Below are 22,196 nucleotides of genomic sequence, written 5' to 3' on the forward strand. Positions count from 1 at the left end.
CAGACGGGGTCGTGGGGACGTGAGTAGCGTGGCGCCCCTCCCCCGTCTTCGCTCCCGCGTCGCCGGTCCTGTCGGCTGCGGGCGACGTGAACGGCGCACGGGACGCCGGGGACCCGTCCGGCGCAGGCGGGCTCGACAGGGCACGGACGGGCCCCTCGCCCTCCTTCGCTTCCGCAGCAGCCTGCGTGCCAGAAGCGGCGGCGGATGACGTGAACGCCGGACGGGTGGTCATGAGAGTTTCACCGTCCGGATGGTGAGGCCGGGGGTGGGCATGGTGCGGATATGAGCTGCGATCTCGCGGATCTGCTCACCCCAGCTCGGAGACAGGGCGCGCGGCGTGTGTCCGGCGATCGCCTTGATCACGTCACCATGGACGGTGTCGAGGACATCGACCGGCTCCGGGAGCGGCGCGATCTCCAGCAGTCCCAGTCGGGTGTTCTCCGGGTTCCAGCCGGTGAGGACGATCTGCCCGTTGTAGGGCTGGATGTTCGCGCCGAGGGCGGCCAGGACGCAGGAGCCGACCTCGTTCAGGGGGTACTTCTCCGGGAGGCGGAGGCCCACGTCGTTGACCCACCCGGCCGCCGCGAGGCCGGGGAGATGCACACGTGCCTTGCCCTCGGGACCGATGAGCCTGTCCCAGTCCAGGGTGCCGTCGTGGTGGATGAGGTCGCCGGTGACGCTGATGGTGGCGTAGCGCATCGAGGTCACCTCCAGGCCGCATGGCGCAGAAGGTCGACCGGCGCCCAGGCCCGCAACGGGACGGCGCCGTGCGGCTTCCAGACGACGGAGACCCAGGTGATGCCGCCGGGGTCGATGCAGACGCGGCGCGGCTTGCCGTCGAACAGGTAGGGCACGGTCGCTGGGGAGTCGGTCCGGATGATGCCCCAGGTGCCGAAGACCCGGTGCCGTACGGGCTGGCCGTCGGGCCACTGCTCGCCGAGCTGCTCCAGGAGGGCCACGATCTCGGGGCTGGTGTCGACTTGGGCGGTGGGGCGGAAGTCGCTCCGGCTGGTGGGCACGTCCAGGGTCATCGCTGGTCTCCGGGCTGGATGCTGGGGCTGTCGGCGGTGCCCAGGTAGCGGGCGCGCACGTGCCAGAGGCTGTTGTCGTCGCGGAAGGCCTCGGCGGCGAAGGACCCGGCAGGCTTGTAGGGGTCCAGGGCCGCGGACTCGATGCGCCGGACGGCCTGGGTCGCACCCTGACGGGTCATGTAGGGGCCGACGCTCACGGGCTGTCCGGGCTTGGCCCGCATCTCCCCGGCGGCTTGGCGGTGTACCACCAGCCAGTGCTTCGCGGCTCGCCGATAGAGCCACCGGCTCGTGTCGGGGACCACGATGTCGGTGAGCCAGCCGTAGCGGGCGGCAACAGCCACTGCGGCCGTGGAGTTCGGGACGCCGAGCAGGTCGTAGATGGACCGGCAGCGTGAGGTCGCGGTCGCGACGGGGATGTGCAGAGCCTTCGCGGCGGTCTCGTGCGTGCCGCCCTTGGCGATCTCGGTGAGGATCGCGAGCTGGCGGGCCGTGAGCGGGCACCGCAGGTACGGCGGTTGGAAGTTGTCGGGCCGGTGCTTCTCGATGACCTCTTCGACGGCGTCGAGGGTGGCGAGCCCGTCGTCACCGGATGCGGCACCCCACAAGTCGTCGATGAACGCGGCGAGTTGCGGCGCGCGCAGCACGCGCGCCCAGGGGAAGGTGCTCGACTCACCGGCCATGTGCACCACCGGTCTTCTCCATCTGCGCGATGCGGCGCTGGAGGAAGGTGATCTCGGTGCGCTGGCGGGACACTTCACCGACGTAGCGGGGAAGTGCCTCGCGGGCGTGCTGCACGAAGAGGATGACCGGCACCTGCGTGTCGCCGTCGAAGCACTCCAGGTAGCTGATGGGGCCGACGGCGTCGGGGAGGCCGTGGTCGTTGGAGACCGGTTCCCAGGGGCCACGGGGTACGGCGGCGACCAACTGCTGGGTCTCACGGAGGTACTCGGTGGGCATCGGCTCAAGCACAGCGGCCGTCCTCGTAGTCGAGGGCGGCGAGGACCTGTCGCAGGCCCTCCTCCATGGCGCCGTACGCGCGGGCGATCTCGAAGGTGGTGGCGATCGTGATGTCGAGGGCGTCAGCCTCTGCCAGCGCGGTGCGCGCCTGCTCGCGAGCGATGTCGAGCGGGGGCACGAACCTCACGGGCGCAGGCGTGGCGCTGACGCTCTGTGGGATGCTGGGAAGCATCGGGCCCACCTCGTTCCTCTCAGGTGACAGGTGGTCGTCGGGGGCTCGCCGGGGAGACGGCGGGCCCTCTGTCGTTCAGGGCCGCGGGGTACGGCAACGGCGGCACTCGAAGCGCCACCCGGGATTGCGGTGCTGGCAGCTCCGGCAGACCCACCGGCAGGCGACGGGGTCCTGGAGGCGCATCAGGCCGCCGCCCGGTCGTCCGAGGCCGGGTTCGCCAGGTGACCGAGCAGGGCGACGAGGCGCGCAATCTCCGAGTCGGTGAGACCGCACGACGGGCATTCGGCGGGGTTCGCGTCGTGCTCGCATGTCTCGTTCCAGCCCGCCTGGAAGGCGTCGGCGGTGGTACGGCAGGTGCGGCCGGACATCAGGCCGACCTCTGCGCCTGAGCCTGGGTCTGGGCGTGGAATTCGGCGGGGTCCTCAGGGAGAAGGTCGGCGATCTCGCAGCCCAGGGCCTCGGCGACCTTGGCGAGCGTCTCCGGGCTGAAGCTCGCCTTGCCGAGGGAGACGGCGCTGACGAGCTGCTTGGTGACGCCCACCTTGCGGGCCAAGGCGTTCTGGCTCAGTCCCGCTTCCACCCTGCGTCGCGTGAGCCGCTGCGGGTCTATCGGGGTTCTCATGTATCGGACTGTATGTGACTGACTCTGACAGTACAAGCCAGTACCACCAAGTAGCTTTCACTTTCTTTGACATCTACTTCCAGCCTCGCACTGCGCCGTTCCGCCTGTGGAGGGTTTGTATGGAGCCCTAGCCAGGGAAGACACCCGGTCCGGTACAGTCCAAGAAAGTCCAATACAGGAGGCAGGGGAGCACGGCCATGGGAGCACCGGCGACACCCCCACCGCCGGCGGAGGCCACACTGATCCGCCTCGTACGTGAGGCCTCGGGGCTGAGCCCGGAGGCCGCAGCAGCACGCATGGAGATCAGGTTCAGCGGCAGTAGGTGGCGGCAGATCGAGAAGGGCTACCGGGGCGACTCCGGCACGGAAGTGGTTGCCCCCGACCCCACCCTCGCCCACATGGCCTGGACCCTGGGCATCACCTCGGACCGCCTTGCCGAGACCGGCCGCGAGAAGGCGGTTGCGATCCTCAGGGAACTGGAGCGCGCGAGGGCGGCAAGCCCGCCACCAGAGGCCGCCCCCCTGACCGACCTCGACGAGTGGCAGCAGCAGATCATCCTCAACGCCCTCGACAACGAGCCGCGCTCCGCCAAGGAGAAGGCGCTGCTGCTCCGCACCCTCGCGGCGAAGATCGAGGCCGCCGAGGAGGAGGCCACGCCGCGCGACACCCCAGGGCGTAGCGCCTCGTGAAGCACCCCCCAGAGCTTTGTTACGACCGGGTTACGATCCGCAATTATGCATCCGGCCTAATCAAAAGCTGACGCATTCTCGACACCTGTAACAAGCCACAGTTGAGCACGAGTTGATCCGTGTGCTGCTCGTCAGGGGATGAGAATGTTCCGATTCATTCTCGCGGGCGCACTCGGCGTGATCGCTCTGATCGTGTATCTGCACTTCCGGCAGCTGAGGCATCTCAGCTGGCAGCTCACACAGCTACGCGTCGAGCGCGACAGCGAACGAATCCTCCGTGAGATCGGTGTCGGAGGATCAAGACCCAGGACGGCACTGCCCATCGTGCCGGTCCGACGCAAGAGGCATCTGAGCCTGTACCTCGGCGGCCTGGCCGCCGCCGCGATCTGGGCCCGCGGCCTAGGTCGTGAGCACCGCCCCGCCTTGGTAGTCAGCGGAGCCGCCGCCACTGCGGCGATCGCGGCGGCCTCCATCTACCTGGCGACGGCCATGAACCTGGCCCCGCCAGGCCGCGGACCCGACCTGCCGCCGCCTAGCGGCAGCGCGTCACCGGCACGGCCCGACCCTCCACCGTCCAGGAGCGCAGGCCCTCCGCCTAGGCCACACCGGACCGGCGCGGGACCGGTAGCTCGGGACATCGAGACCAGAGAAGCCGGCCCGATGTGGACCTCGCCTTCGCCGTCGCTGGTCGCCCGGCAGGACCGGTCCAGCAACGGCCCGCCGAACTCTGGAGGTTCACCCACCGAAGACGGCCCGCCGAGGACGCCCACGGCCTCGCCGAGCCGCCCGCCGCCTCCTGCGGCTGCGTCGCCGACGCCTGCGCTGTGCGTGCACGCGCGGACCGTGCTGGAGCTGCGGCTGTGCCTCGGGGCATGAGGCGTGGGTGAGGTGCCATCGCGCTGCGGCGCGGACGGCCCCTCACCCACGCCCTTCAGCCAACCGGAATGAGGTGCCCCTGCCGGGTCGCCTCTATGCGTCTGTCCCTCTGCCGTACGAGCTTGACCGTGCTGGCGTCGAAGCCGGGGCCGCGCTGAGTCGATCGGTAGACGATCACCCTGTACAGCATCTGAAGGGCCTCCGAGCGCACGGCCACGTCCTCCGCATCCCACGCCTGGGCGGAGATGCCCGTCAGGCGTCCGAGGAGGCCCGTACGCGCCGCCGTGCCCTCCTTCTCCCTCAGCGCTGCGATCTTCTCGTCGAAGCTCGTGATTGCCTGCACCAGCAGCACCGGGTCAAGGTTCGGGTGGTCGGCGAGTTGCCTCAGCTGCTGCTCGGTTGCGGACTTCCGCGCTCGGAGAGCGGCGATCTCGGCCGCGTAGTTGGGCCGCGTCGCCTCCTTCCTCTCCCGCTGCTTCTCCAGCGCGCGGGCGAAGGCGGGCGAGGCCAGCAGCCGCAGGACCCGGCCGTTGATGTACGCGTCCAGATTCGCCTGCGTACGACCCCTGTTGCACCGCGTGCAGTAGTAGTAGTGCGTGCCGTTGATCGGCTTCCTGGAGAAGGTCTGGTGGGGCCGGCGACAGGTGAGCGGGTTCGTCGGGCAGGTGCCGCCTTCAGGCTCTTCCGCTGTCAGCGCGTGGCAGTCCGAGCACTCCGCGATCCCGGTCAAGAAGTGCTTCCGGGTGCTGCCGTGGTAGCCGTATTCGTCGAGGTTCGCGCTGAAGATGGCCCTGAGCGCTTCCACCATCTCCAGGGCGGTCTCACGGTCGTCGGCGTAGACCGGGGCCCAGACCGCCTCGTAGAGATCGCCGTTCTTCTCCACCAGGCCCGCCATCCGGTAAGCGGTCAGGGCCGTCTTGAGGCCGCGCGACGTCCACGGGCGGCCGCCCGAGGTGAGTGTGCGACGGTTGATCCATTGCAGGGCCCCGCGCACGCTCATTCCCGCCAGGGTGAGTTCCCCGGCCTCTTTGAGGTACTTCACCTCGTCTGCCACGACCGCGTCGTAGTCGAGCACCTCGACTGTCCGCACATCGTCGGTCTCCGGGTCGATGACCTTCCGGGTCTCGCCGGTGGGCAGGCCCCAGCCGAAGGTCCGCCGGCCGCCCGGCCGCTGCCGCCCCTTCTGTGCGTTCGCCAGCCGCCCTCGCGTCACCCGTCGGCTCGTCTCGTCGGAGGACCGGCACGCTGCGGCGGCCTCGATCCGGAGGATGTACCGGTCGTCCGGGTTGGACAGGTCGCGGACACCAGACACAGAGGCGAGGGGGATCTGCCGCGTGTCCGCCAGGTTGAGCAGGAGTTCGAGGTCGAAGGGCTGCCGGATGAGGCGGTCCCCGTGGTAGGTCATGATCCCGTCGTGAACGTGGTCGGCCTTCGCGTCGCCGGGGATCAGCGAGGCCTCGGTGGCGTCCATCGTCGCGAGCATCCGGTTCCAGTCGGGGCGCTTACGGTTGCGCTGCCACGCCGACCTGGAGTTGTCGACGTAGACGCAGCAGAAGTCTGGCCAGCCGAGACGGCCCCCCATCGCTCGCCCGTCGGCCTCTTGGCGCTCCACCTTCTCCACCGACCCGTCGGGCGAGTACGAGAGACGCGTGTACAGGCAGGGCCGCGTCGGGACGCCGAGCCGCCGGGGCGGTGCAGCCAGGGGCGCTGCCCCGGCCGCGAACCATCTGGGTCTCTTCGTCGTGTCGCTGGTGCCGTTCTCCGGCATGTTCTACCCCCAAGTCAAGTACTAGTGAATACTAGGGTTTCATCGGCATGGAGTACGCCTCGATGTTCGCGGCGCTCGGCAGCAAGGTGACGGTGGTGGAACGCCGGGCCGGGATGCTCGACATGTGCGACGTCGAGGTCATCGAATCGCTCAAGTACCACCTGCGCGACCTCGCGGTGACGTTCCGCTTCGGCGAGACGGTCGCCGCCGTCGAGCGGCATCCGCGCGGCACGCTGACCGTGCTGGAGAGCGGCAAGAAGATACCGGCCGACACGGTCATGTACTCGGCGGGGCGGCAGGGCCTCACCGACGGACTCGCCCTGGAGAACGCCGGGTTGGCGGCGGACAAGCGGGGCCGGATCGAGGTCGACGAGCACTACCGCACCGAGGTGCCGCACATCTACGCCGTCGGGGACGTCATCGGCTTCCCGGCGCTCGCCGCGACCTCGATGGAACAGGGCCGGGCCGCCGCCTACCACGCGTGCGGGGAGCCGGTGGGCCGGATGCACCACCTCCAGCCCATCGGCATCTACACCATCCCCGAGATCAGCTTCGTCGGCCGGACCGAGGACCAACTGACCGAGGAGCGGGTGCCGTTCGAGATCGGCGTGGCGCGCTACCGGGAGCTGGCCCGGGGCCAGATCATCGGGGACGCGCACGGCATGCTCAAACTGCTGGTGTCGCCGGAAGACCGGACCCTGCTGGGCGTGCACTGCTTCGGCTCGGGGGCGACCGAGCTGATCCACATCGGCCAGTCCGTGATGGGCCTCGGCGGCACCGTCGACTATCTCGTGGACGCCGTCTTCAACTATCCGACGCTCGCGGAGTCGTACAAGGTCGCCGCCCTCGACGCCACCAACAAGCTGCGGCAGTTGGACCGGATCGGGGACTGACCCCGCGCGGGCTCACAGGAATTCGCCGGAGCCCGACGGGTCCGGCCGCTGGAGATCAGGGGAGTTCGTCGTCGTCCACGACGTGGACGGCGGCCTCCTCCGCGCCCGCCGCTGCCCCGTCGACACCGACATCCTCGGCGACCTCGCCGCTGTCGTCGAAGCGCACGCCCTCGTCGGGCGCGACCAGCCGTCCGGCACGCGCGTCGCCCGCCTCCGGGTCGACCGGTTCGCCCTCGCCGCGCGGCAGGTCGCCGACGCCGTCGCCGTCCGGTCCGGTGACGTCCGGGACCTCCTGGGCGAGCCGCTGGTCGAGGCTCTCGCCGTCGTGCTGTTCGGCGGCCGTGGTGCCGTACCGGGTGACGCCCAGCGGCTTCTCCGGCGGGGAGTACCCCTCGTCGAGGACGTCGTCGTAGGTGCGTTCGTCGACGGCGTCCTCCAGGTCGAGCGCGGTGGCGTCGGCCTGGTCCTCGCCGGTGGCGTCGGGCTGGTGGACGTCGTCGGACGACGGCTCGGGCTCGGTGCCCATGCGGACCTCCAGGGGCGTTCGGACGCGGGCGCGGTGGTGCGTCCCGCGCCTGCCGGGTATCCCGTCCCACGCGCCCCAACCGTGGCACATGCCGCCCGCACGCGCAGGTGTGGAGATTCGCCGTATGCCCATCTCACAAGGTCAGAAGCTGGGGTTATCATCACTCGCACACGCGGTGTGACCGTCCCCCGACGCAGAGGTGGGACGGTATCCACCGCGCCCTTCCCGCCCGCGCCGCACGGTCATCCCCGTCGGCGCGGACGCAGCACCACCGCACCTTCCCACCCCCCTCAACGCCGTCGGCCCTTCCCCGTACCGCCGGTGTGCACGACGGAAAGCGGCACCACCATGAGCTACAGCGGCAGAGGGCTCCAGGCGAACGTCCTCGGCGTGTTCGACACCGTGGTGATGGCGGTCGCGGGGAGCGCGCCCGCCTACTCGATCGCCGCGACCACCGCCGTGCTGACCGGCGCGGTGGGTGTGGCCGGTCCGGCGGCGCTGCTGTACTGCGCGATACCGATGCTGGGCATCGCGCTCGCGTTCAGCTATCTCAGCCGCATCGACGTGAACGCCGGGGCGAGTTACTCGTGGGTGGGGCGCACCCTGCACCCCTTCCTCGGGTTCGTCAGCGGGTGGGCGCTGGTGGTGTCGGCGACCCTGTTCATGGTGGCGGGCTCGCTGCCCGCCGGGTCGATGACGCTCGCCCTGTTCGACGCGGACCTCGCCGGGAACACGGCGCTGTCGACGGTCGTGGGCGCGGCCTGGTTCCTGGTGATGCTGGGCGTGGTGCTGGGCGGGGCCCGGCTCACCGTGCGCGCCCAACTCCTCATGTCGGGCGTGGAACTGGTGATCCTCGTCCTGTTCGCGGTGCTCGCGCTGCTGCACGCGGACGACGCGCGGCCCTTCGACTGGTCGTGGTTCGGGCTCGGCCAGTTCGACGGGGTGTCCGGCTTCGCGTCGGGCGCGCTGGTGGCCGCGTTCTACTTCTGGGGCTGGGACGTCACCAGCAACCTCAGCGAGGAGACCCGCGACAGCCGCCGGACCACCGGGCTCGCGGGCCTGATCGGGGTGGGGATCGTCTTCCTGCTCTTCGAGGTGTTCACCATCGCCGTCAACGTCGTCCTCAGCGCCCGTCAGATCGAGGACAACGAGGCGAACGTGCTGGCGGTCCTCGGCGAGGAGGTGTGGCCCGGCTGGGGCGGCAAGGTGCTCGTCGTCGCGGTGATGCTGTCCACCGTCGCCACCCTGGAGACCACCCTCATCCAGGTCACCCGCTCCCTGTTCGCGATGGGCCGCGACCGGACGATGCCCGCCGCGCTGGGCCGCGTGCACCGCACCTGGAACACGCCGTGGGTGGCGATCGCGGTGGTCGGCGCGGTGGCGCTGGTGCTGCTCGTCGCCTCCAACGCCCTCGGCTCGGTGGGCGACATCCTCTCCGACGCGGTCTCCGCGATCGGGTTGCAGATCTCCGTGTACTACGGCCTCGCCGGACTCGCGGTCGTCGTCGCCTACCGCCGTACGCTGCTGAAGTCCCCGGCGCACTTCCTGTTCGGCGGGCTGTGGCCGCTGTGCGGGGCGCTGTTCATGTTCTGGATCTTCGTGGAGTCGCTGGGTGAGCTGAGCCCCGCGTCGATAGCGATCGGCCTCGGCGGGCTGGCTGCGGGACTGGTGCCGATGCTCTGGTACTGGCGCAAGGGCAGCGACTACTACCGCCCGGCCCGGCTCGACGCCTCGCTGACCGTGACTGCCGACTCCGTGCCCCAGGTGCCCGCGACCGCGCACTCCCGCGTCCACGAAGGCCTGCCCACCGACTTCTAGCAGGGGGGAACCGCGATGGCACGGACCCGCTTCGCACCCGACTTCGACCCCGACTGCGGAGACGGGGCCCTCTCCGAGGCGCGCCACGACATCGTCATCGGGCGCTGGCAGGGGCCGCGCGCGCTGCTGCGGTCGACCGGGGAGGACTGGGCGGCGCGCGGCCACCGGATACGGACGCTCGCGCAGGCCTGCGCGGGGAGTTCGACGGTGGAGACCTGGCTCGCCGCCGAGCCGCACAGCCCCGACGCGCTCGTGCTGCGGGCGGCGACCGAGACCACCCGCGCGTTCAACCTGGCGATCGCGGCGGGCCGGGGCGTGCCCATCGACCAGCAGCGCGTCGACACCGCCGTCCTGGCCTGCCTGGCCGCCGCCGAGGCCTACCCGGCGGACCCGACGCCGTGGATCTCGCTCATCTCGGTGGCCCGGCTGTACCCGTCGGGCGTGCGGCGGCGGGAACTGGCCCGCTGGTGGGACGAGTTGCACCGGCGGGACCCGTACAGCACGGAGGGCCACCTCCAGGTGCTGCACTACTACTCGGCCCGCTGGCACGGCACGCACGGCCTGATGTACGACTTCGCCCGCGACGCGGCGGGGGCCGCCCCGACGGGCTGCGCGCTGCCGGTCCTCGTGCAGTACGCGCGCGTGGAGGAGTACCGCTACGTCGCGGAGGCCGCCGACAGCCGCACCACGCCCGTGCGCCTCGCCCGGCACTGGAACCACGACGGCGCCGTCGGCGACGTCCGCCGCACCTGGGAACGGTGGATCCTGGGCCGCACCGAACTGGGCGTGTCCCCCTCCGAGTTGCGCGACGTCGGCTACCTCGCCCACGCGGCCTGCCTCGCGGGCACCGGCGACGTCGCGGCCCCGGCCCTCCGCCTCCTGGGCCGCCGCGCCACCCGCACCCCCTGGTCCTGCACCGGCGACCCGGCCCGCCAGATCACCCGCTGGCGGACGGAGTGGGGGGTGGGGGACTGAGGGGAGGGTCGGCGGGAGGATGCCGAGCGGGGGCGAGCCGGGCCGTGCACCGGGGTGCTGCGGGTGACCGTCGGATGGCTGGTCCACGATGAGGCCATGTCCGCCACTCCTCCCCCGGTCCCCCCGCCGCCGCCTCCCCACCCGGCTTCGTCCTCGGCGTCCGTGTCCTCGTGGCGAGCGCCCTCGGGCGTGGGCCGCCGGATCGCCCTGCTCGGCGGCGGGTTCTCCACCGACGCCGACGGACTGCTCGACGGCTGGGTCCTGGCGCGGGCGCGCCGATCCCGGCCCCGGGTGTGCTTCGTACCGACGGCCAGTGGTGACGCAGAGGGGTACGTCGACCGTTTCGAGGAGGCCTTCGCGGGACTCGACGCGGAGACGTCGGTCCTGCGTCTGTTCCGCCGGACGGCGGACCACACCGCGCTGCGCGCCGGGCTGCTCGACCAGGACGTGATCTACGTCGGAGGCGGCAACACGGTGAACCTGCTGGCGGTGTGGCGTGCCCATGGTGTGGACCGGGTGCTGCGGGAGGCCCTTGACCGGGGAACGCTGCTGTGCGGCATCAGTGCCGGGGCCAACTGCTGGGCGGAGGGCTCACACACGGACTCCTACGGGCCGCTGACCCATCTCCCGGACGGGCTCGGGCTGCTGCCCGGCTCCGTGTGCCCGCACTACGACGGTGAGCCGGGCCGTCGCTCCTCCTATCTGCGCGCCGTGGCCCGCGGGGAGCTGCCTCCGGGGTGGGCCCTGGACGACGGGGTCGGAGCGCTGTTCGTGGACGGGGTCCTCGTGGAGGCGGTGACGCGGGCGCCGCGAGCGGGCGTGTGGCGGGTGGCGCCGGACGGGCGGGGTGGTGCCGTGGAGGAGCCGGCCGGGGAGATCCGCCCGCTCACAGGGCCCGGCGGCGGATCAGGAGGGTGAGGACGAGGAGGCCGGGGAGGAGGGGGAGCCAGACGGTGAGGAGGCGGTAGCCGAGGACGGCGGAGGCGGCGGTGGCGGCGGGGGTGCCGGTGGTGGTGAGGGCGAGGGTCAGGGCCGCGTCGAGGGAGCCGATGCCGCCGGGCGTCGGGAGCAGGGCGGCGGCGCCGCTCGCGGCGAGGTAGAGGAGCGCCACCTCGGGTGCGGGGAGGGGCAGGGCCACCGCGCGGGTGACGGCGACGAGGACGGCCGCGTGGAGCGCGGCGAAGGCCAGCGAGCCGCCCCAGAGGGCCGCCGCCCGGCGCGGGCGGGCGTGGACGTCGCGGACGTCGGCCAGCAGGACGGTGAGCATGCGGCGGGCGCGCGGCAGGCGGCGTACGGCGAGGACGATCGCCGCCGCGGCGGCCGGGGCGGCGAGCAGGGCCCAGCCGCCCCAGCCGGGCGGGACGCGCAGCAGGCCGGGGCAGCAGGCGGCGAGGACGGCGATGAGGGCGCCGCGGGCCAGCGCGCCCGCCGTGGACTTGACGGCGAGGGCGGTGACCGCGCGCCCGGCGGGCAGGCCCCGGCGGATCAGGAAGCGCAGGTTGACGGCGCCCGCGCCGAGCCCGGCGGGCAGGACCTGGTTGGCGGCGCAGGCGGCGAACTGGGTGGCGACCAGCGGCCGGGGCGGCAGCCGGGGGACGACGGCGCCCTGGAGGGCGAGGGCCGCGCACAGCCAGGTGCCGCAGGTGCCAGCCGCTCCGGCGAGGAGCCAGCCCCGGTCGGCGTCGACGAGCCGGGCGGCGCCGGTCTGCACGGTGGCCCAGTGGCGGTGGGCGAGCCAGGCCGCGGCGGCGAGGACGGCGACGGTGAGCGCGCACTGCCAGTAGGTGCCGGTCCGGCGGCCTGCCGGGGCGGCGACCCGCTCGGCGGTCACGGTGCCTCTCCCCCGTCGGCGGGCCGGGGCGCGAGGTGGAGGTCGAGTCCGGCGGCCGGGACTCTCGTCCACCCGCGGGCGTACGGCGGGGGTGGACCGCCGGGCCGGGACAGCGCGGCGACCGGGGTGGTGCGGGCGGCGCGCCGGATGCCCTCGGCGGTGGTGTTGGCGTTGTTGCCGCGCGGGTTGGCCGAGGAGCAGCCCGCGTAGAAGGCGACGGGGATGGCCTCGGTGCCGGTGAGCAGGCAGGGCGGGCGGACGCCGACGCGGTGGAGGAGGGCGGCGGTGCGGGTCCACTCCCGGCGATCGGCCGCGGTGCGGTCCACCGTGCGGTCCAGGACGACGTACTGCACGGCCAGATGGACGGTGAGGCCGAGCGCGGCGACGGTGGCCGCGGCCGGGCGGAGGCCGCCGCCCGGCGCCGTGACGAGGCGGATCAGGGCGTCGGCGGCGGGGAGGGCGAGGAGGGCGTAGGCGGGCAGCAGGAAGCGGGGGGCGGCGTAGCCGATGAAGAGGAGGTAGGGCACGGCGGACGTGGTGGCGCAGGCCAGCAGGAGCAGGGTGGGGCCGGGGCGGCGGGCGCGGACGGCGACGGCGAGGCCCGTGAGGGCGAGCAGGGCGAGAGCGAACCACCAGCCGGTGATGAGCGGCGCGGGCAGCGCGCCGGAGCAGGGGCGGCACAGGGTGCGTCCGATCAGGGCGCGCAACTGGTCGTCGACGGCCGGGTTCCAGCCGAGGCCGCCCTGCACGCGGGACGCCTCCGCGAGCCGGGCGCCGAGGCCGCCGTAGGAGGTGTACGCCTCCGCGATCCAGGCGGCGCCGCCGGTGGCGAGGCCGCCGAGGAGGGCGGCGGCGGGACGGGCGCGGCGGGTGGTGACCAGCACGGCGAGGAGCGGGAGGGAGACCCAGACGGCGTCGGTGGGCCGCATCCACGCCATCAGGGCGGCACCGGCCGCGAGGCCCCACGGTGCGGCCCGGTCGGCGGGGTCGGCGCGGGCGCGCAGCAGGCATCCGGCGCAGACGAGGGCGCCGAGCGCCACCCACTGGTTGGGCATGGCCGAGGGGCCGTAGAAGAGGGTCACCCACAGGGTGGCGTAGAGGGCTCCCGCGACGGCCAGGACGCGGGTCGGGAAGAGGCCGCGCCAGATCCGCAGGGCCAGGTAGAGGCCGGTGCCGGAGAGGAGGGCGAGGTAGACGCGCAGCAGCGGGGTGGAGGTGGACCAGGAGGTGACGGGCGCGGTGAGCAGGGAGACGCCGCGGGCGCGGGGGGCGCTGAAGAAGGCGGGCGGGGCCTGCGCGGAGATCTGGCTGACGTACACCGTCTCGTCCCAGCCGAGGCCCAGGCGGGGGCCGACCAGGAGCAGTTGGGCGAGGACGTAGGCCGCGGCGACCGCCAGGAGGAGGCGGTCGCCGCGGGTGCGTCCGAGCCCGCCGGGTAAGGCCGCCGTGGTGCCCCGCCGGGCACCGAGGAGCGGCGCGTGCGTGCCGTTGGCCATGAGTCCACCCCTTGCCGGTACGTGGAAAAACACGGCCAAACTAACCCGCACCGGCCCGTGGCGCAGGAACCGGTTCGGCCAGACGCGCGAGCGCGCGACGGGGGCGCGCGCCGGTCCCCCCGGCTGCCCGCCCGCCGGTGGCGGTCGGTCGCGCGCACCACCGACGGCGGGGGGCGGGCGGGCCGTCAGCGGGCGCGCGGGTGGCGGTGCGGGGGCTGTTCGGGGGTCGGGCGGACGGGGGCGGGCGGGACCGGGCGGACGGCGGGACCGTCCCCGTTGAGCGAGACGGGGCTGCCGTGGTGGCTGATCGTGAGGGCGGGCCCGGACAGCAGGGTGTACGTCGCCTTGTCGGGGCCGATCTCCACGTGGAGGCGGCGGCCGAGGATCTGCACGGAGAACGCGAGGCGGCTGTAGCGCTCCGGCAGGCGGGGCGCGAAGCGGAGGGTGGCCCCGTCCCGGCGCATGCCGCCGAACCCGGCGACCAGCGCCATCCAGGTGCCCGCGAGGGACGCCATGTGGAGCCCGTCGCGGGTGTTGCGGGCCAGGTCGGCGAGGTCCATCAGGGCGGCCTCGGTGGTGTACGCGCGGGCCAGTTCGAGGTGTCCGGCCTGGGCGGCGACGACGGCCTGGACGCTCGCCGACAGGGAGGAGTCGCGGACGGTGAGCGGCTCGTAGTAGGCGAAGTTGCGGGCGACCTGCTCCTCGTCGAAGTGGCTGCCGCAGGTGTACATCGCGAGGACCAGGTCGGCCTGCTTGACGACCTGCTTGCGGTAGAGGTCGAAGTAGGGGTAGTTCAGCATCAGCGGGTACTGGTCCGGGCCGCTGTTCTCGAAGTCCCAGCGCTGGTAGCGGGTGAAGCCGGTGTGCTGCTCGTGGACGCCGAGGTCCTCGTTGTACGGGATGTGGACGGCCTCGGCGGCGTCGCGCCAGGCGGCGCTCTCCTCGGGGTCGACGCCGAGGGCGCGGGCCTCCTTCGGATAGCGCTCGGCGACGTCGGCGGCGGCCAGCAGGTTCGCCTGCGCCATGAGGTTGGTGTAGACGTTGTCGTCGGCGACGGCGCTGTACTCGTCGGGGCCGGTGACGCCGTCCAGGTGGAACACGCCGTGGCCGTCGTGGTGGCCGAGGGAGCGCCACAGGCGGGCGGTCTCCACCAGCAGTTCGACGGCGGTCTCCCGCTCGAACTCGACGTCCCCGGTGGCCGCGACGTACCGCACGACGGCGTCGGCGATGTCGGCGTTGACATGGAAGGCGGCGGTACCGGCCGGCCAGTACGCCGAGCCCTCCGAGCCCTCGATGGTGCGCCACGGGAACGCGGCCCCGGCGAGCCCGAGCTGCGCGGCCCGCTCACGGGCGGCGTCGAGGGTGCTCTGCCGCCAGCGCAGCGCCTCGCAGACGGCCTCCGGCGCGGTGTACGTCAGCAGCGGCAGGACGAAGGTCTCGGTGTCCCAGAAGGCGTGCCCGTCGTAGCCGGAGCCGGTGAGGCCCTTGGCGGGGATGGCGCGCTGCTCGGCGCGCGCACCGGCCTGGAGGACGTGGAAGAGCGCGAAGCGGACCGCCTGCTGGATCTCCTCGTCGCCGTCCACCTCGACGTCGGCCCGGCACCAGAAGTCGTCCAGGTAGGCCCGCTGGTCGTCCAGCAGCCCCTGCCAGCCGCTCTGCCCGGCGGCGGCGAGGGCCGCCTCCACCTGATCGCTCATCGCGGGGCGGGACCGGGCCCCGGACCAGCCGTGGGCGACGATCTTCTCCACCCGGAGCTTCTCGCCGGGCTCCAGCACGGAGGTGACGGTGAGGCGGGCGACGTCGACGTTGCTCTCGCTGCTGGTCAGGGTGCGCTCGGGGCCGGTGACGGTGTGGTCGGCGGCGACGGCGACCCGCAGGCCGCTGCGCTTCGTCCGGTGCACGAGCCGCAGCCGGGGGCCCGAGGTGGCGTCCTCCTCCGGCTCCAGCGGCGACTTCAGCGCACGTGCCTGGCGGGGGTCGCCGTTGGGTTCGGGCAGCGACTCGTTGGCGACCAGCTCGGACTGGATGACCACGCGGGAGCGGCTGCCGACGGCCTCCACCTCGTAGGCGATGGCGGCGATGGCGCGCTGGGTGAGGGAGACCAGGCGGGTGGAGCGCACCCGGACCGTCGACCCGGCGGGCGAGGTCCACTCGCAGGTCCGCTCCAGGATGCCGCGGCGCAGGTCCAGGACGCGTTCGTGGGAGACGAGGCGGCCGTAGCGCAGGTCGAAGGGCTCGTCGTCGACGAGGAGGCGGAGGATCTTGCCGTTGGTGACGTTGATGACCGTCTGGCCGGACTCCGGATAGCCGTACCCCGCCTCGGCGTACGGCAGGGGGTGCAGTTCGTGGACGCCGTTGAGGTAGGTGCCGGGCAGGCCGTGCGGCTCGCCCTCGTCGAGGTTGCCGCGCCAGCCGACGTGCCCGTTGGACAGGGCGAAGACGGACTCGCTCTGCGCGAGGACATCGAGGTCGAGGCCGCTCTCGCGGACGCACCACGGCTCCACGGTGTAGGACCGGTCGATGGTCACGCGTGGTCTCCCTCTCGCTCGTCGCCGGCGGAACCGGCCGGGTCGGCCTGTCCCGTCAGGTCCGCCAGGTCCGCCAGGTCTTTCACGACGACGTCCGCGCCGTGGGCGTACAGGGCGTCGGTCTGCCCCACCCGGTCAACGCCCACGACGTACCCGAAGTGCCCGGAACGCCCCGCGTCCATCCCGGCCAGCGCGTCCTCGAAGACGGCGGCCTGCGACGGCTCCACCCCGAGGTCGCGGGCGGCGGCCAGGAAGGTGTCGGGGCGCGGCTTGCCCGGCAGGCCCCGCTCGGCGGCCACGACGCCGTCGATCCGCACCTCGAAAAGGTCCTCGGCGTCGATCGAGCGCAGCACGTCCCGCGTGTTGGCGCTGGAGGAGACGATCGCGGTCCGCAGGCCGCGCGCGCGGGCGGCGGCGATGTAGCGCAGGGTGCCCTCGTAGGGCTGGACGCCGTCGGTGCGGATCTTCTCCAGGAGCAGTTCGTTCTTGCGGTTGCCGACACCGTGCACGGTCCGCGCGTCCGGCGGGTCGTCGGGGGTGCCCTCGGGCAGGTCGACGCCCCGCGAGGCGAGGAAGCTGCGGACGCCGTCGGCGCGCGGGCGGCCGTCGACGTACTCGTCGTAGTCGGCGGGGGTGAACGGGCGGAAGCCATCGCCGTCGCGGGCGCGCAGAAAGGCGTCGAACGTCTCCTTCCACGCGGCCGCGTGCACCACGGCCGTCCGGGTGACCACCCCGTCGAGGTCGAACAGGCAGGCCCTGATGGTGTCCGGGAGACCGAGTGTCGTCGTCATGGAGAATGCGTTCCCCCTCTTCGCCCCGGCCAACGGGTGGCGCACGCCACATGTGGCACGGGAGGGGTCACGGGGGGTGCGGGCGGGGTCTGGGCGGGCCGCCGTGCGGAGTGTCCATCGCTCTCTTTCAGCTGAGGCGCGGCCGCCCCCGACGGGGGCGGGGGCGGCCGCGCAGCCCGCTACCGGCCCGATCGGCGACGCGGCCGGGGGCGGGAGTACACGGCGGCGAGGGTGGTGTCGGCGTCGTCGGGGGTGCGCTGGGTATGGGTCGACCGGCAGGAGCCGGGGCACAGGGTGATCTCTGCGGCGACGCCGGAGCCGACCTCCGGGGAGAAGATCCGCGGGGTGCCCTGGATGGTCCGGTCGCAGCGGAAGCAGATCGTCATCGCCACTCCTGGCGGATCAGCCGGTACAGGGCCTTGCTCGTGCCGCACAGGTCGCGGTCGTCGGTGCACTGCGCGCAGGTGCCGACGTGGTCGAAGAGCGCGGTGTGCGCGCGGGCGGCGGTGTCGCGGCGGCAGGCACGCGGGAACCACGCCTGCGGGCCGTCGTGCTGCTCGCCCAGGTCGACCGACGACTCCACGGTCAACGGCGCGCTGCACCAGACACAAGCCGCACCCCGCTGCCGTACGGCATCCAGCGTCACGCGCTCTGGCAGGACGAGGAGGGTGAGTGCATCAGGCGGGATCGCGCCCACCTCGGGCCCGGTTGCAGCGCTCGACACGTCGGCTCCTTCGCAGTCGGCCAGGTCCCGGAGCCGGTGACACGGCTGCCGGGGCTCCTCAATACCCGCCGACGCTAAGAGTGTGATGTCCACCGTGGCTAGCGGCTGTTCACGAATGTTCACTCGCTTGTTTCTCGCTGACCAATGGCCACTTATGGGCCTTGACCCTCCCGCGTCGGCAGGGCAACTCTGTGAACAATCGCGCACGGACCAGGCAGCAGGAGGCAGCGTGTCACTACGGTTCATCGGTATCGACCCGAACACCGGACAGGGCGAGAGCCCGACTGTGTGGGTGGACGAGGCCGCGCAGGAGTTGGTCATCCAGGGCTGGAAGCCGGACGCCGTCACCGAGAAGGAGTGCGCCCGCTTCGAGGTCCCCGGACACGCGGTCGGGATTCCCTCCCACGAAGCGGTCGTCCGTGTCCCTGCCCGCATGGTGCCGATCCTGAGGGAGGCGTGTGATGCCGCAGAGCGTGCCCAGCTTCACTGAACTCCTTGACGGAGCCCGCCACTCGGCCGTCCACCTGGAGATGCGCGACACCTACGGGGTGGCCACCGAGGCGGACCCGTACAAGGAATGGCTCCGGACCGGGGCAGCCGACACCGACCCCGACTCGGCGTACTGGCGGCCGTGGACCGAGCTGATCCGCCGGACCGTGGCGCGCGGGGTGGCTGTACGCCGGGCGCGCATCGTGTCCGAGCCGGTCAGCGACTATGTTCGCTACGAGCACGCCGGGACTGTCGTCAACGTGGCCGCCGGGGAGCAGGTTCGATGGTTGCCCCGGCGAGCGGCCTCCGACATCGCTCTGCCGGGCAACGACTTCTGGCTGATCGACGGCAGCCTGATCCGGTGGAACCACTTCACCGGTGACGGAGCAAGCGTACCCGGCGAGATCAGCGAGGACGCGCAGGCGGCACGGCTGTGCGCCGAGGCGTTCGAGTGCGTGTGGGCCAGGGCGATCCCGCACGAGGACTACAAGATCCACTAGCGAGAGGCGTTTCAGCAGCACATGGCCAGCTCCCCCTACTCGTCGGCTCAAGCCGCACGCGATCGGGTCTCCCGGCGCCTGCGGGACCTACGGGCCGACGCGGGAATCTCGGGGACCGAGCTGGCCGTCGGCTGCGGGTGGACGCACTCCAAGACATCCCGCCTGGAAAACGGCCGCACGGCCCCCACCCCCGAAGACATCCGCCGCTGGTGCCAGGCATGCGGCGCCGCCGACGAGGCCGAAGACCTGATCGCCCAGTCCCGCGACGCCGAGAGCGCCTACGTCGAGTGGCGCCGGTCGACGCGCGCCGGTCTGCGCAGGCTCCAGGACAGTTACGTCAGCCTCTACCAGTCCACGCAGGCGTTCCGGATCTACTCGCCCACCCTGATCCCCGGCCTGCTCCAGACCGAGGGATACGCCAGCGGCATTCTTCGCATCAGCGCGGCCTTCCAGGACCTGCCGGTGGACGACAGCGCCGAAGCGGCGCGTGCCCGGGTCGACCGGTCCCAGATCATCCATCAGCCGGGACACACCTTCGCCTTCGTCGTCGAGGAGGCGGTGCTGCGCTACCAGGTGTGCGACACGGACGCGATGGCCGCGCAACTGGGCTACCTTCTCACCGCTGGCGCCCTGCCTCAGGTCTCCCTCGGCATCATCCCCATGGCCGTGCCCCAGCGCGGCCAATGGCCACGCGAGACGTTCCACATGTACGACGACGACCTCGTCTCCGTCGAACTGGTCTCCGCCCGCGTCAAGGTCACCCAGCCGTCAGAGATCCAGATGTACGCCCGTGCATTCGAGGAGCTGCGCTCCATGGCCGTGTACGGCGCCGAGGCGCGCGGACTCGTCCTGACGGCCATCGACGCCCTCCGCTAAGCCGCGTCAGGCCGCGACGGAGGAGCAGCGTCCGGCTCGTTGTGCGTCGCGCGCGCGAGGCACGTACGACGCCGCATCGCGCGCGAGACACACACGGCACGTCAGTCGTGCGGGAACGAGTGGTGCTCATGGGCGATCACCCAGCGGCCGAGCCGTTTGCGCAGGCCGAACGTCACCCGTAGGCGCAGGGTGGGCTGCTCGGCCAGTTCGGCCGGGCTGCCGCAGCGGACCAGGGCGTGGGCGAAGGCCGCGTCCCGGCCCGCGCCCACCTCCAGGGTGTCGATCTCGAAGACCGCCCCGCTGTCCGCCTGCCAGGCGAAGAAGGGAGGCCACATCGCGCGGTAGGCGGCCAGGCCCCGCAGCCCTTCGTGGGGCGGTGTCACGTGGTACTGCACGAGGTCGGCCGTGTGGTCGGCCAGGACCGCCTCCAGGTCGCCCCGGCGCACGCCGTCGGCCCACCGGCTGATCAGCGCGCGAATGCGCCGCTCGTCCTCGGACACGTCCTCACCTCCTTACCTGTCCTTGCGTGTGCTCGCTTGCCTCGCTTGCACTTGGCTGGTACTTGCCTTGCTTGCCCGTCCCGGCCGTGAGGGCCGTGCCATCCGGCCCGTCCCGGGCCCGTCTCCGGGGCGTCCGTGCCGTCCGCGCCGACGGTGTCCGGGCCCCGTTCCGGACGAGGTCCCGGGCGTCGTCCGGGTTCCCTCAAGACTGCGACACTCTGCTGTGTGCTGACTCACGACGATCTTCTGACCCGCGCGCGGGCTCTGCTCCGTGACGACCGTCGGGCGGTCCTCGGCATCGCGGGCGCGCCCGGTGCGGGCAAGACCACGCTCGCGGAGCGGCTGGTACGGGACCTGAACGGCACCGGCGCACCGTGGGCGGCGCATGTGCCGATGGACGGCTTCCACCTGGCCGACGCCGAACTCGACCGGCTGGGCCGCCGCGACCGCAAGGGTGCCCCCGACACGTTCGACGCCGCCGGGTACGCGGCCCTGCTTCGGCGGCTGCGGGAGGACCGGGACGGGGGGCACGGCGACGACACCGTGTACGCGCCGGGCTTCGAACGCGTCCTCGAACAGGCGCTCGCGGGCGCCGTACCGGTCCCGCCGTCCGTCCGGCTGGTGGTCACGGAGGGCAACTACCTGCTGCTGGACACGGGGGCGTGGGCGCGGGTGCGGCCGGAGTTGGACGAGGTCTGGTTCTGCGAGACGGACGAGACGGAACGCGTCCGCCGTCTCGTCGCCCGCCACGAGGAGTTCGGCAAGTCGCACGCGGCGGCCCTGGCCTGGGCGAACGGCACGGACCAGCGCAACGCCGCCCTGGTGGCGACCACCCGGGACCGGGCGGACCTGGTGGTGGCGGAGGCCGTCCGGCGGGTGGGGAACGGGCTGGGGACGACCGGGGTGCGGTGAGGCGGCGCGGGCCCGTTCGGGCAGCCGTCCGGTCGCGGGCCGTCGGCTATGTTGAGCGGCGTGGGAGACACAGGAGGAGGACCGGTGCCATCGCCGCAACAGGCACGCGCACAGGCGACCACGATCACGTCGGGCAAGACGGCTCCGGAGGCGGAGGTGTCCCCGACCTCCCGGCTGCGGGCCCTCTTCGACGGACCGCACCTGTCCCCGGGCCAGCGGCGCATCGCCCAGTACCTGATCGAGCACATCACCGAGGCGGCGTTCCTGTCGATCACCGACCTCGCCGACCGGGTCGGCGTCAGCCAGCCCTCGGTCACCCGGTTCGCCGCTGCGGTCGGCTTCAGCGGCTACCCGGCGCTGCGGGAGAAGCTCCAGTCGATCGCCCTCGGCACCCTCGCGGGCGGCCCGGTGACGGCCGAGGAGAACCGCAGCAACGAGTTGCAGGCCGCCGTGGACGCGGAGATCGACAACCTGGAGAACCTGCGCCGGGACTTCGCCGACCCCGACCGGGTCATCGACGTGGGCCGCCAGTTGTCGCAGTCCACGCCGCTGACCCTGCTCGGCCTGCGGATCTCGGCGTCCCTGGCGGAGTACTTCGCCTACGCGGCGCGCCGGGTCCACCCGGACGTACGGCTCGTCACGCGCGGCGGCAGCGTGGCCTACGACGCGCTGCTCCAGTCGCGGGCGGCGGGCGGCACCTGGGTACTGGCGTTCTCGATGCCCCGGCACGCGCACGAGACGCTCACCGCGATCCGGGTCGCGCGCGGCGCCGGGCTCAAGGTCGCGCTCGTCACCGACCTGGCGCTGGGGCCGATGGCCGACGAGGCCGACGTCACGTTCGCCACGGGGACGGGCTCACGGCTGGTCTTCGACTCGTACGCCGCGCCGGGGGTGATGGCCGCGGCGCTGCTCCAGGCCATGACGGACGCCGGTCCGGAGCGCACCCAGGCACGGCTGGAGGAGTACGAGCAGGTCGCGGAGGAACATCAGTTCTTCCTCCGGGAATGACCGCCTTCCCCTGAGGGAACGCCCTCGGGTCGGCCGCGACCCCGCCGCAGTACGCAGGTCCCCCCGTTATGTTTTCCGCGGTCCTGCAAGAGGGCCGCTGGCCTCCGGGCCCGGCATGACTGTTCCCCCCTGTCGAAGGCATGACCTGGGGGGT

At 72.5% G+C, this 22,196-nt stretch carries 25 protein-coding genes and 1 pseudogene; 10 read left to right on the plus strand and 16 right to left on the minus strand.

The window, feature by feature from the left end; genetic code table 11:
• Positions 1-228: 228 nt before the first annotated feature.
• The 7 genes from ACIQPQ_RS34715 to ACIQPQ_RS34745 form a co-directional block, all read right to left on the minus strand.
• Positions 229-699, minus strand: coding sequence for a hypothetical protein (locus ACIQPQ_RS34715; RefSeq protein ID WP_401312160.1), 471 nt, complete (start codon positions 697-699; stop codon positions 229-231).
• Positions 700-704: 5 nt separating this feature from the next.
• Positions 705-1,031 carry a hypothetical protein gene (locus ACIQPQ_RS34720; RefSeq protein WP_401312163.1) on the minus strand — a complete coding sequence of 109 codons (327 nt, stop codon included), beginning with the start codon at positions 1,029-1,031 and terminating at the stop codon, positions 705-707.
• Positions 1,028-1,720, minus strand: a complete 693-nt coding sequence (locus tag ACIQPQ_RS34725; RefSeq protein WP_401312166.1) for a response regulator transcription factor — start codon at positions 1,718-1,720, stop codon at positions 1,028-1,030. Before ACIQPQ_RS34725 ends, ACIQPQ_RS34720 begins: the two co-directional genes overlap by 4 nt.
• Positions 1,701-2,000: a hypothetical protein gene (locus ACIQPQ_RS34730; protein ID WP_401312169.1), complete on the minus strand. Its 300-nt coding sequence runs from the start codon at positions 1,998-2,000 to the stop codon at positions 1,701-1,703. Before ACIQPQ_RS34730 ends, ACIQPQ_RS34725 begins: the two co-directional genes overlap by 20 nt.
• Entirely contained in the window at positions 1,993-2,220 is a 228-nt protein-coding gene (locus ACIQPQ_RS34735; RefSeq protein ID WP_401312172.1) for a hypothetical protein, read from the minus strand. Before ACIQPQ_RS34735 ends, ACIQPQ_RS34730 begins: the two co-directional genes overlap by 8 nt.
• A gap of 182 nt (positions 2,221-2,402) precedes the next feature.
• Complete coding sequence (locus ACIQPQ_RS34740; protein ID WP_401312174.1) at positions 2,403-2,588, minus strand: hypothetical protein; 186 nt, start codon at positions 2,586-2,588, stop codon at positions 2,403-2,405.
• The gene (locus tag ACIQPQ_RS34745; RefSeq protein ID WP_401312177.1) at positions 2,588-2,842 is read right to left on the minus strand and encodes a helix-turn-helix transcriptional regulator; all 255 of its coding nucleotides are present in this window, start codon (positions 2,840-2,842) and stop codon (positions 2,588-2,590) included. Before ACIQPQ_RS34745 ends, ACIQPQ_RS34740 begins: the two co-directional genes overlap by 1 nt.
• 296 nt (positions 2,843-3,138) lie before the next feature.
• On the opposite strand from ACIQPQ_RS34745, the gene ACIQPQ_RS34750 reads away from it, so the two are divergent.
• On the plus strand, positions 3,139-3,531 hold the full coding sequence (locus tag ACIQPQ_RS34750; RefSeq protein ID WP_401312180.1) for a hypothetical protein: 393 nt from the start codon (positions 3,139-3,141) through the stop codon (positions 3,529-3,531).
• Positions 3,532-4,462: 931 nt separating this feature from the next.
• On the opposite strand, the gene ACIQPQ_RS34755 is transcribed toward ACIQPQ_RS34750, so the two are convergent.
• A complete protein-coding gene (locus ACIQPQ_RS34755; RefSeq protein WP_401312183.1) occupies positions 4,463-6,175 on the minus strand; it encodes a recombinase family protein in 1,713 nt (570 codons plus the stop codon).
• A 35-nt stretch (positions 6,176-6,210) separates the two neighbouring features.
• Between ACIQPQ_RS34755 and ACIQPQ_RS34760 the strand changes: the two are divergent.
• Positions 6,211-7,068 (plus strand): annotated as a pseudogene (locus tag ACIQPQ_RS34760) (FAD-dependent oxidoreductase); the annotation flags it as partial.
• 55 nt (positions 7,069-7,123) lie between these two features.
• Here ACIQPQ_RS34760 and ACIQPQ_RS34765 read toward each other — a convergent pair.
• Positions 7,124-7,594 carry a DUF5709 domain-containing protein gene (locus ACIQPQ_RS34765; protein ID WP_401312185.1) on the minus strand — a complete coding sequence of 157 codons (471 nt, stop codon included), beginning with the start codon at positions 7,592-7,594 and terminating at the stop codon, positions 7,124-7,126.
• A gap of 348 nt (positions 7,595-7,942) precedes the next feature.
• Between ACIQPQ_RS34765 and ACIQPQ_RS34770 the strand changes: the two genes are divergently transcribed.
• The 3 genes from ACIQPQ_RS34770 to ACIQPQ_RS34780 all read left to right on the plus strand — a co-directional run bounded on the left by ACIQPQ_RS34770 (position 7,943) and on the right by ACIQPQ_RS34780 (position 11,305).
• Positions 7,943-9,412: an APC family permease gene (locus tag ACIQPQ_RS34770; RefSeq protein WP_401312223.1), complete on the plus strand. Its 1,470-nt coding sequence runs from the start codon at positions 7,943-7,945 to the stop codon at positions 9,410-9,412.
• Between the two features lie 15 nt (positions 9,413-9,427).
• Positions 9,428-10,387, plus strand: a complete 960-nt coding sequence (locus tag ACIQPQ_RS34775; protein WP_401312188.1) for a hypothetical protein — start codon at positions 9,428-9,430, stop codon at positions 10,385-10,387.
• A gap of 162 nt (positions 10,388-10,549) precedes the next feature.
• Positions 10,550-11,305 (plus strand): Type 1 glutamine amidotransferase-like domain-containing protein, encoded by a 756-nt coding sequence (locus tag ACIQPQ_RS34780; protein WP_401312191.1) that lies wholly within the window; start codon positions 10,550-10,552, stop codon positions 11,303-11,305.
• Here ACIQPQ_RS34780 and ACIQPQ_RS34785 read toward each other — a convergent pair.
• From ACIQPQ_RS34785 to ACIQPQ_RS34810, 6 genes are all read right to left on the minus strand, one after another.
• On the minus strand, positions 11,274-12,218 hold the full coding sequence (locus tag ACIQPQ_RS34785; RefSeq protein WP_401312194.1) for a lysylphosphatidylglycerol synthase domain-containing protein: 945 nt from the start codon (positions 12,216-12,218) through the stop codon (positions 11,274-11,276). The genes ACIQPQ_RS34780 and ACIQPQ_RS34785 overlap by 32 nt on opposite strands.
• Positions 12,215-13,714 carry a hypothetical protein gene (locus ACIQPQ_RS34790; RefSeq protein WP_401312196.1) on the minus strand — a complete coding sequence of 500 codons (1,500 nt, stop codon included), beginning with the start codon at positions 13,712-13,714 and terminating at the stop codon, positions 12,215-12,217. Before ACIQPQ_RS34790 ends, ACIQPQ_RS34785 begins: the two co-directional genes overlap by 4 nt.
• A 185-nt stretch (positions 13,715-13,899) precedes the next feature.
• The gene (locus tag ACIQPQ_RS34795) at positions 13,900-16,242 is read right to left on the minus strand and encodes a glycoside hydrolase family 65 protein (protein WP_401312199.1); all 2,343 of its coding nucleotides are present in this window, start codon (positions 16,240-16,242) and stop codon (positions 13,900-13,902) included.
• The gene (locus ACIQPQ_RS34800) at positions 16,239-17,033 is read right to left on the minus strand and encodes an HAD family hydrolase (RefSeq protein WP_401312201.1); all 795 of its coding nucleotides are present in this window, start codon (positions 17,031-17,033) and stop codon (positions 16,239-16,241) included. Before ACIQPQ_RS34800 ends, ACIQPQ_RS34795 begins: the two co-directional genes overlap by 4 nt.
• Before the next feature lie 179 nt (positions 17,034-17,212).
• On the minus strand, positions 17,213-17,419 hold the full coding sequence (locus ACIQPQ_RS34805; protein WP_401312202.1) for a hypothetical protein: 207 nt from the start codon (positions 17,417-17,419) through the stop codon (positions 17,213-17,215).
• Positions 17,416-17,757: a hypothetical protein gene (locus ACIQPQ_RS34810; RefSeq protein ID WP_401312205.1), complete on the minus strand. Its 342-nt coding sequence runs from the start codon at positions 17,755-17,757 to the stop codon at positions 17,416-17,418. The genes ACIQPQ_RS34805 and ACIQPQ_RS34810 overlap by 4 nt, the downstream gene beginning before the upstream one ends.
• 229 nt (positions 17,758-17,986) lie before the next feature.
• Between ACIQPQ_RS34810 and ACIQPQ_RS34815 the strand changes: the two genes are divergently transcribed.
• Genes ACIQPQ_RS34815 through ACIQPQ_RS34825 form a run of 3 tightly spaced genes read left to right on the plus strand, consistent with a single transcriptional unit; the run spans position 17,987 to position 19,622 of the window.
• Entirely contained in the window at positions 17,987-18,247 is a 261-nt protein-coding gene (locus tag ACIQPQ_RS34815) for a hypothetical protein (RefSeq protein WP_383778843.1), read from the plus strand.
• On the plus strand, positions 18,219-18,746 hold the full coding sequence (locus ACIQPQ_RS34820) for a DUF6879 family protein (protein ID WP_401312208.1): 528 nt from the start codon (positions 18,219-18,221) through the stop codon (positions 18,744-18,746). Before ACIQPQ_RS34815 ends, ACIQPQ_RS34820 begins: the two co-directional genes overlap by 29 nt.
• 21 nt (positions 18,747-18,767) lie before the next feature.
• On the plus strand, positions 18,768-19,622 hold the full coding sequence (locus tag ACIQPQ_RS34825) for a helix-turn-helix domain-containing protein (RefSeq protein ID WP_401312210.1): 855 nt from the start codon (positions 18,768-18,770) through the stop codon (positions 19,620-19,622).
• Positions 19,623-19,723: 101 nt separating this feature from the next.
• Here ACIQPQ_RS34825 and ACIQPQ_RS34830 read toward each other — a convergent pair whose 3' ends face one another.
• Positions 19,724-20,122, minus strand: coding sequence for a YybH family protein (locus ACIQPQ_RS34830; protein ID WP_383778838.1), 399 nt, complete (start codon positions 20,120-20,122; stop codon positions 19,724-19,726).
• 225 nt (positions 20,123-20,347) lie between these two features.
• Between ACIQPQ_RS34830 and ACIQPQ_RS34835 the strand changes: the two genes are divergently transcribed.
• A complete protein-coding gene (locus ACIQPQ_RS34835) occupies positions 20,348-21,034 on the plus strand; it encodes a nucleoside/nucleotide kinase family protein (protein WP_401312212.1) in 687 nt (228 codons plus the stop codon).
• An 84-nt stretch (positions 21,035-21,118) separates the two neighbouring features.
• The gene (locus ACIQPQ_RS34840; RefSeq protein WP_383778834.1) at positions 21,119-22,042 is read left to right on the plus strand and encodes a MurR/RpiR family transcriptional regulator; all 924 of its coding nucleotides are present in this window, start codon (positions 21,119-21,121) and stop codon (positions 22,040-22,042) included.
• Positions 22,043-22,196: the final 154 nt, after the last annotated feature.

Source organism: Streptomyces sp. NPDC091281, from assembly GCF_044757425.1.
Classification (GTDB): domain Bacteria; phylum Actinomycetota; class Actinomycetes; order Streptomycetales; family Streptomycetaceae; genus Streptomyces.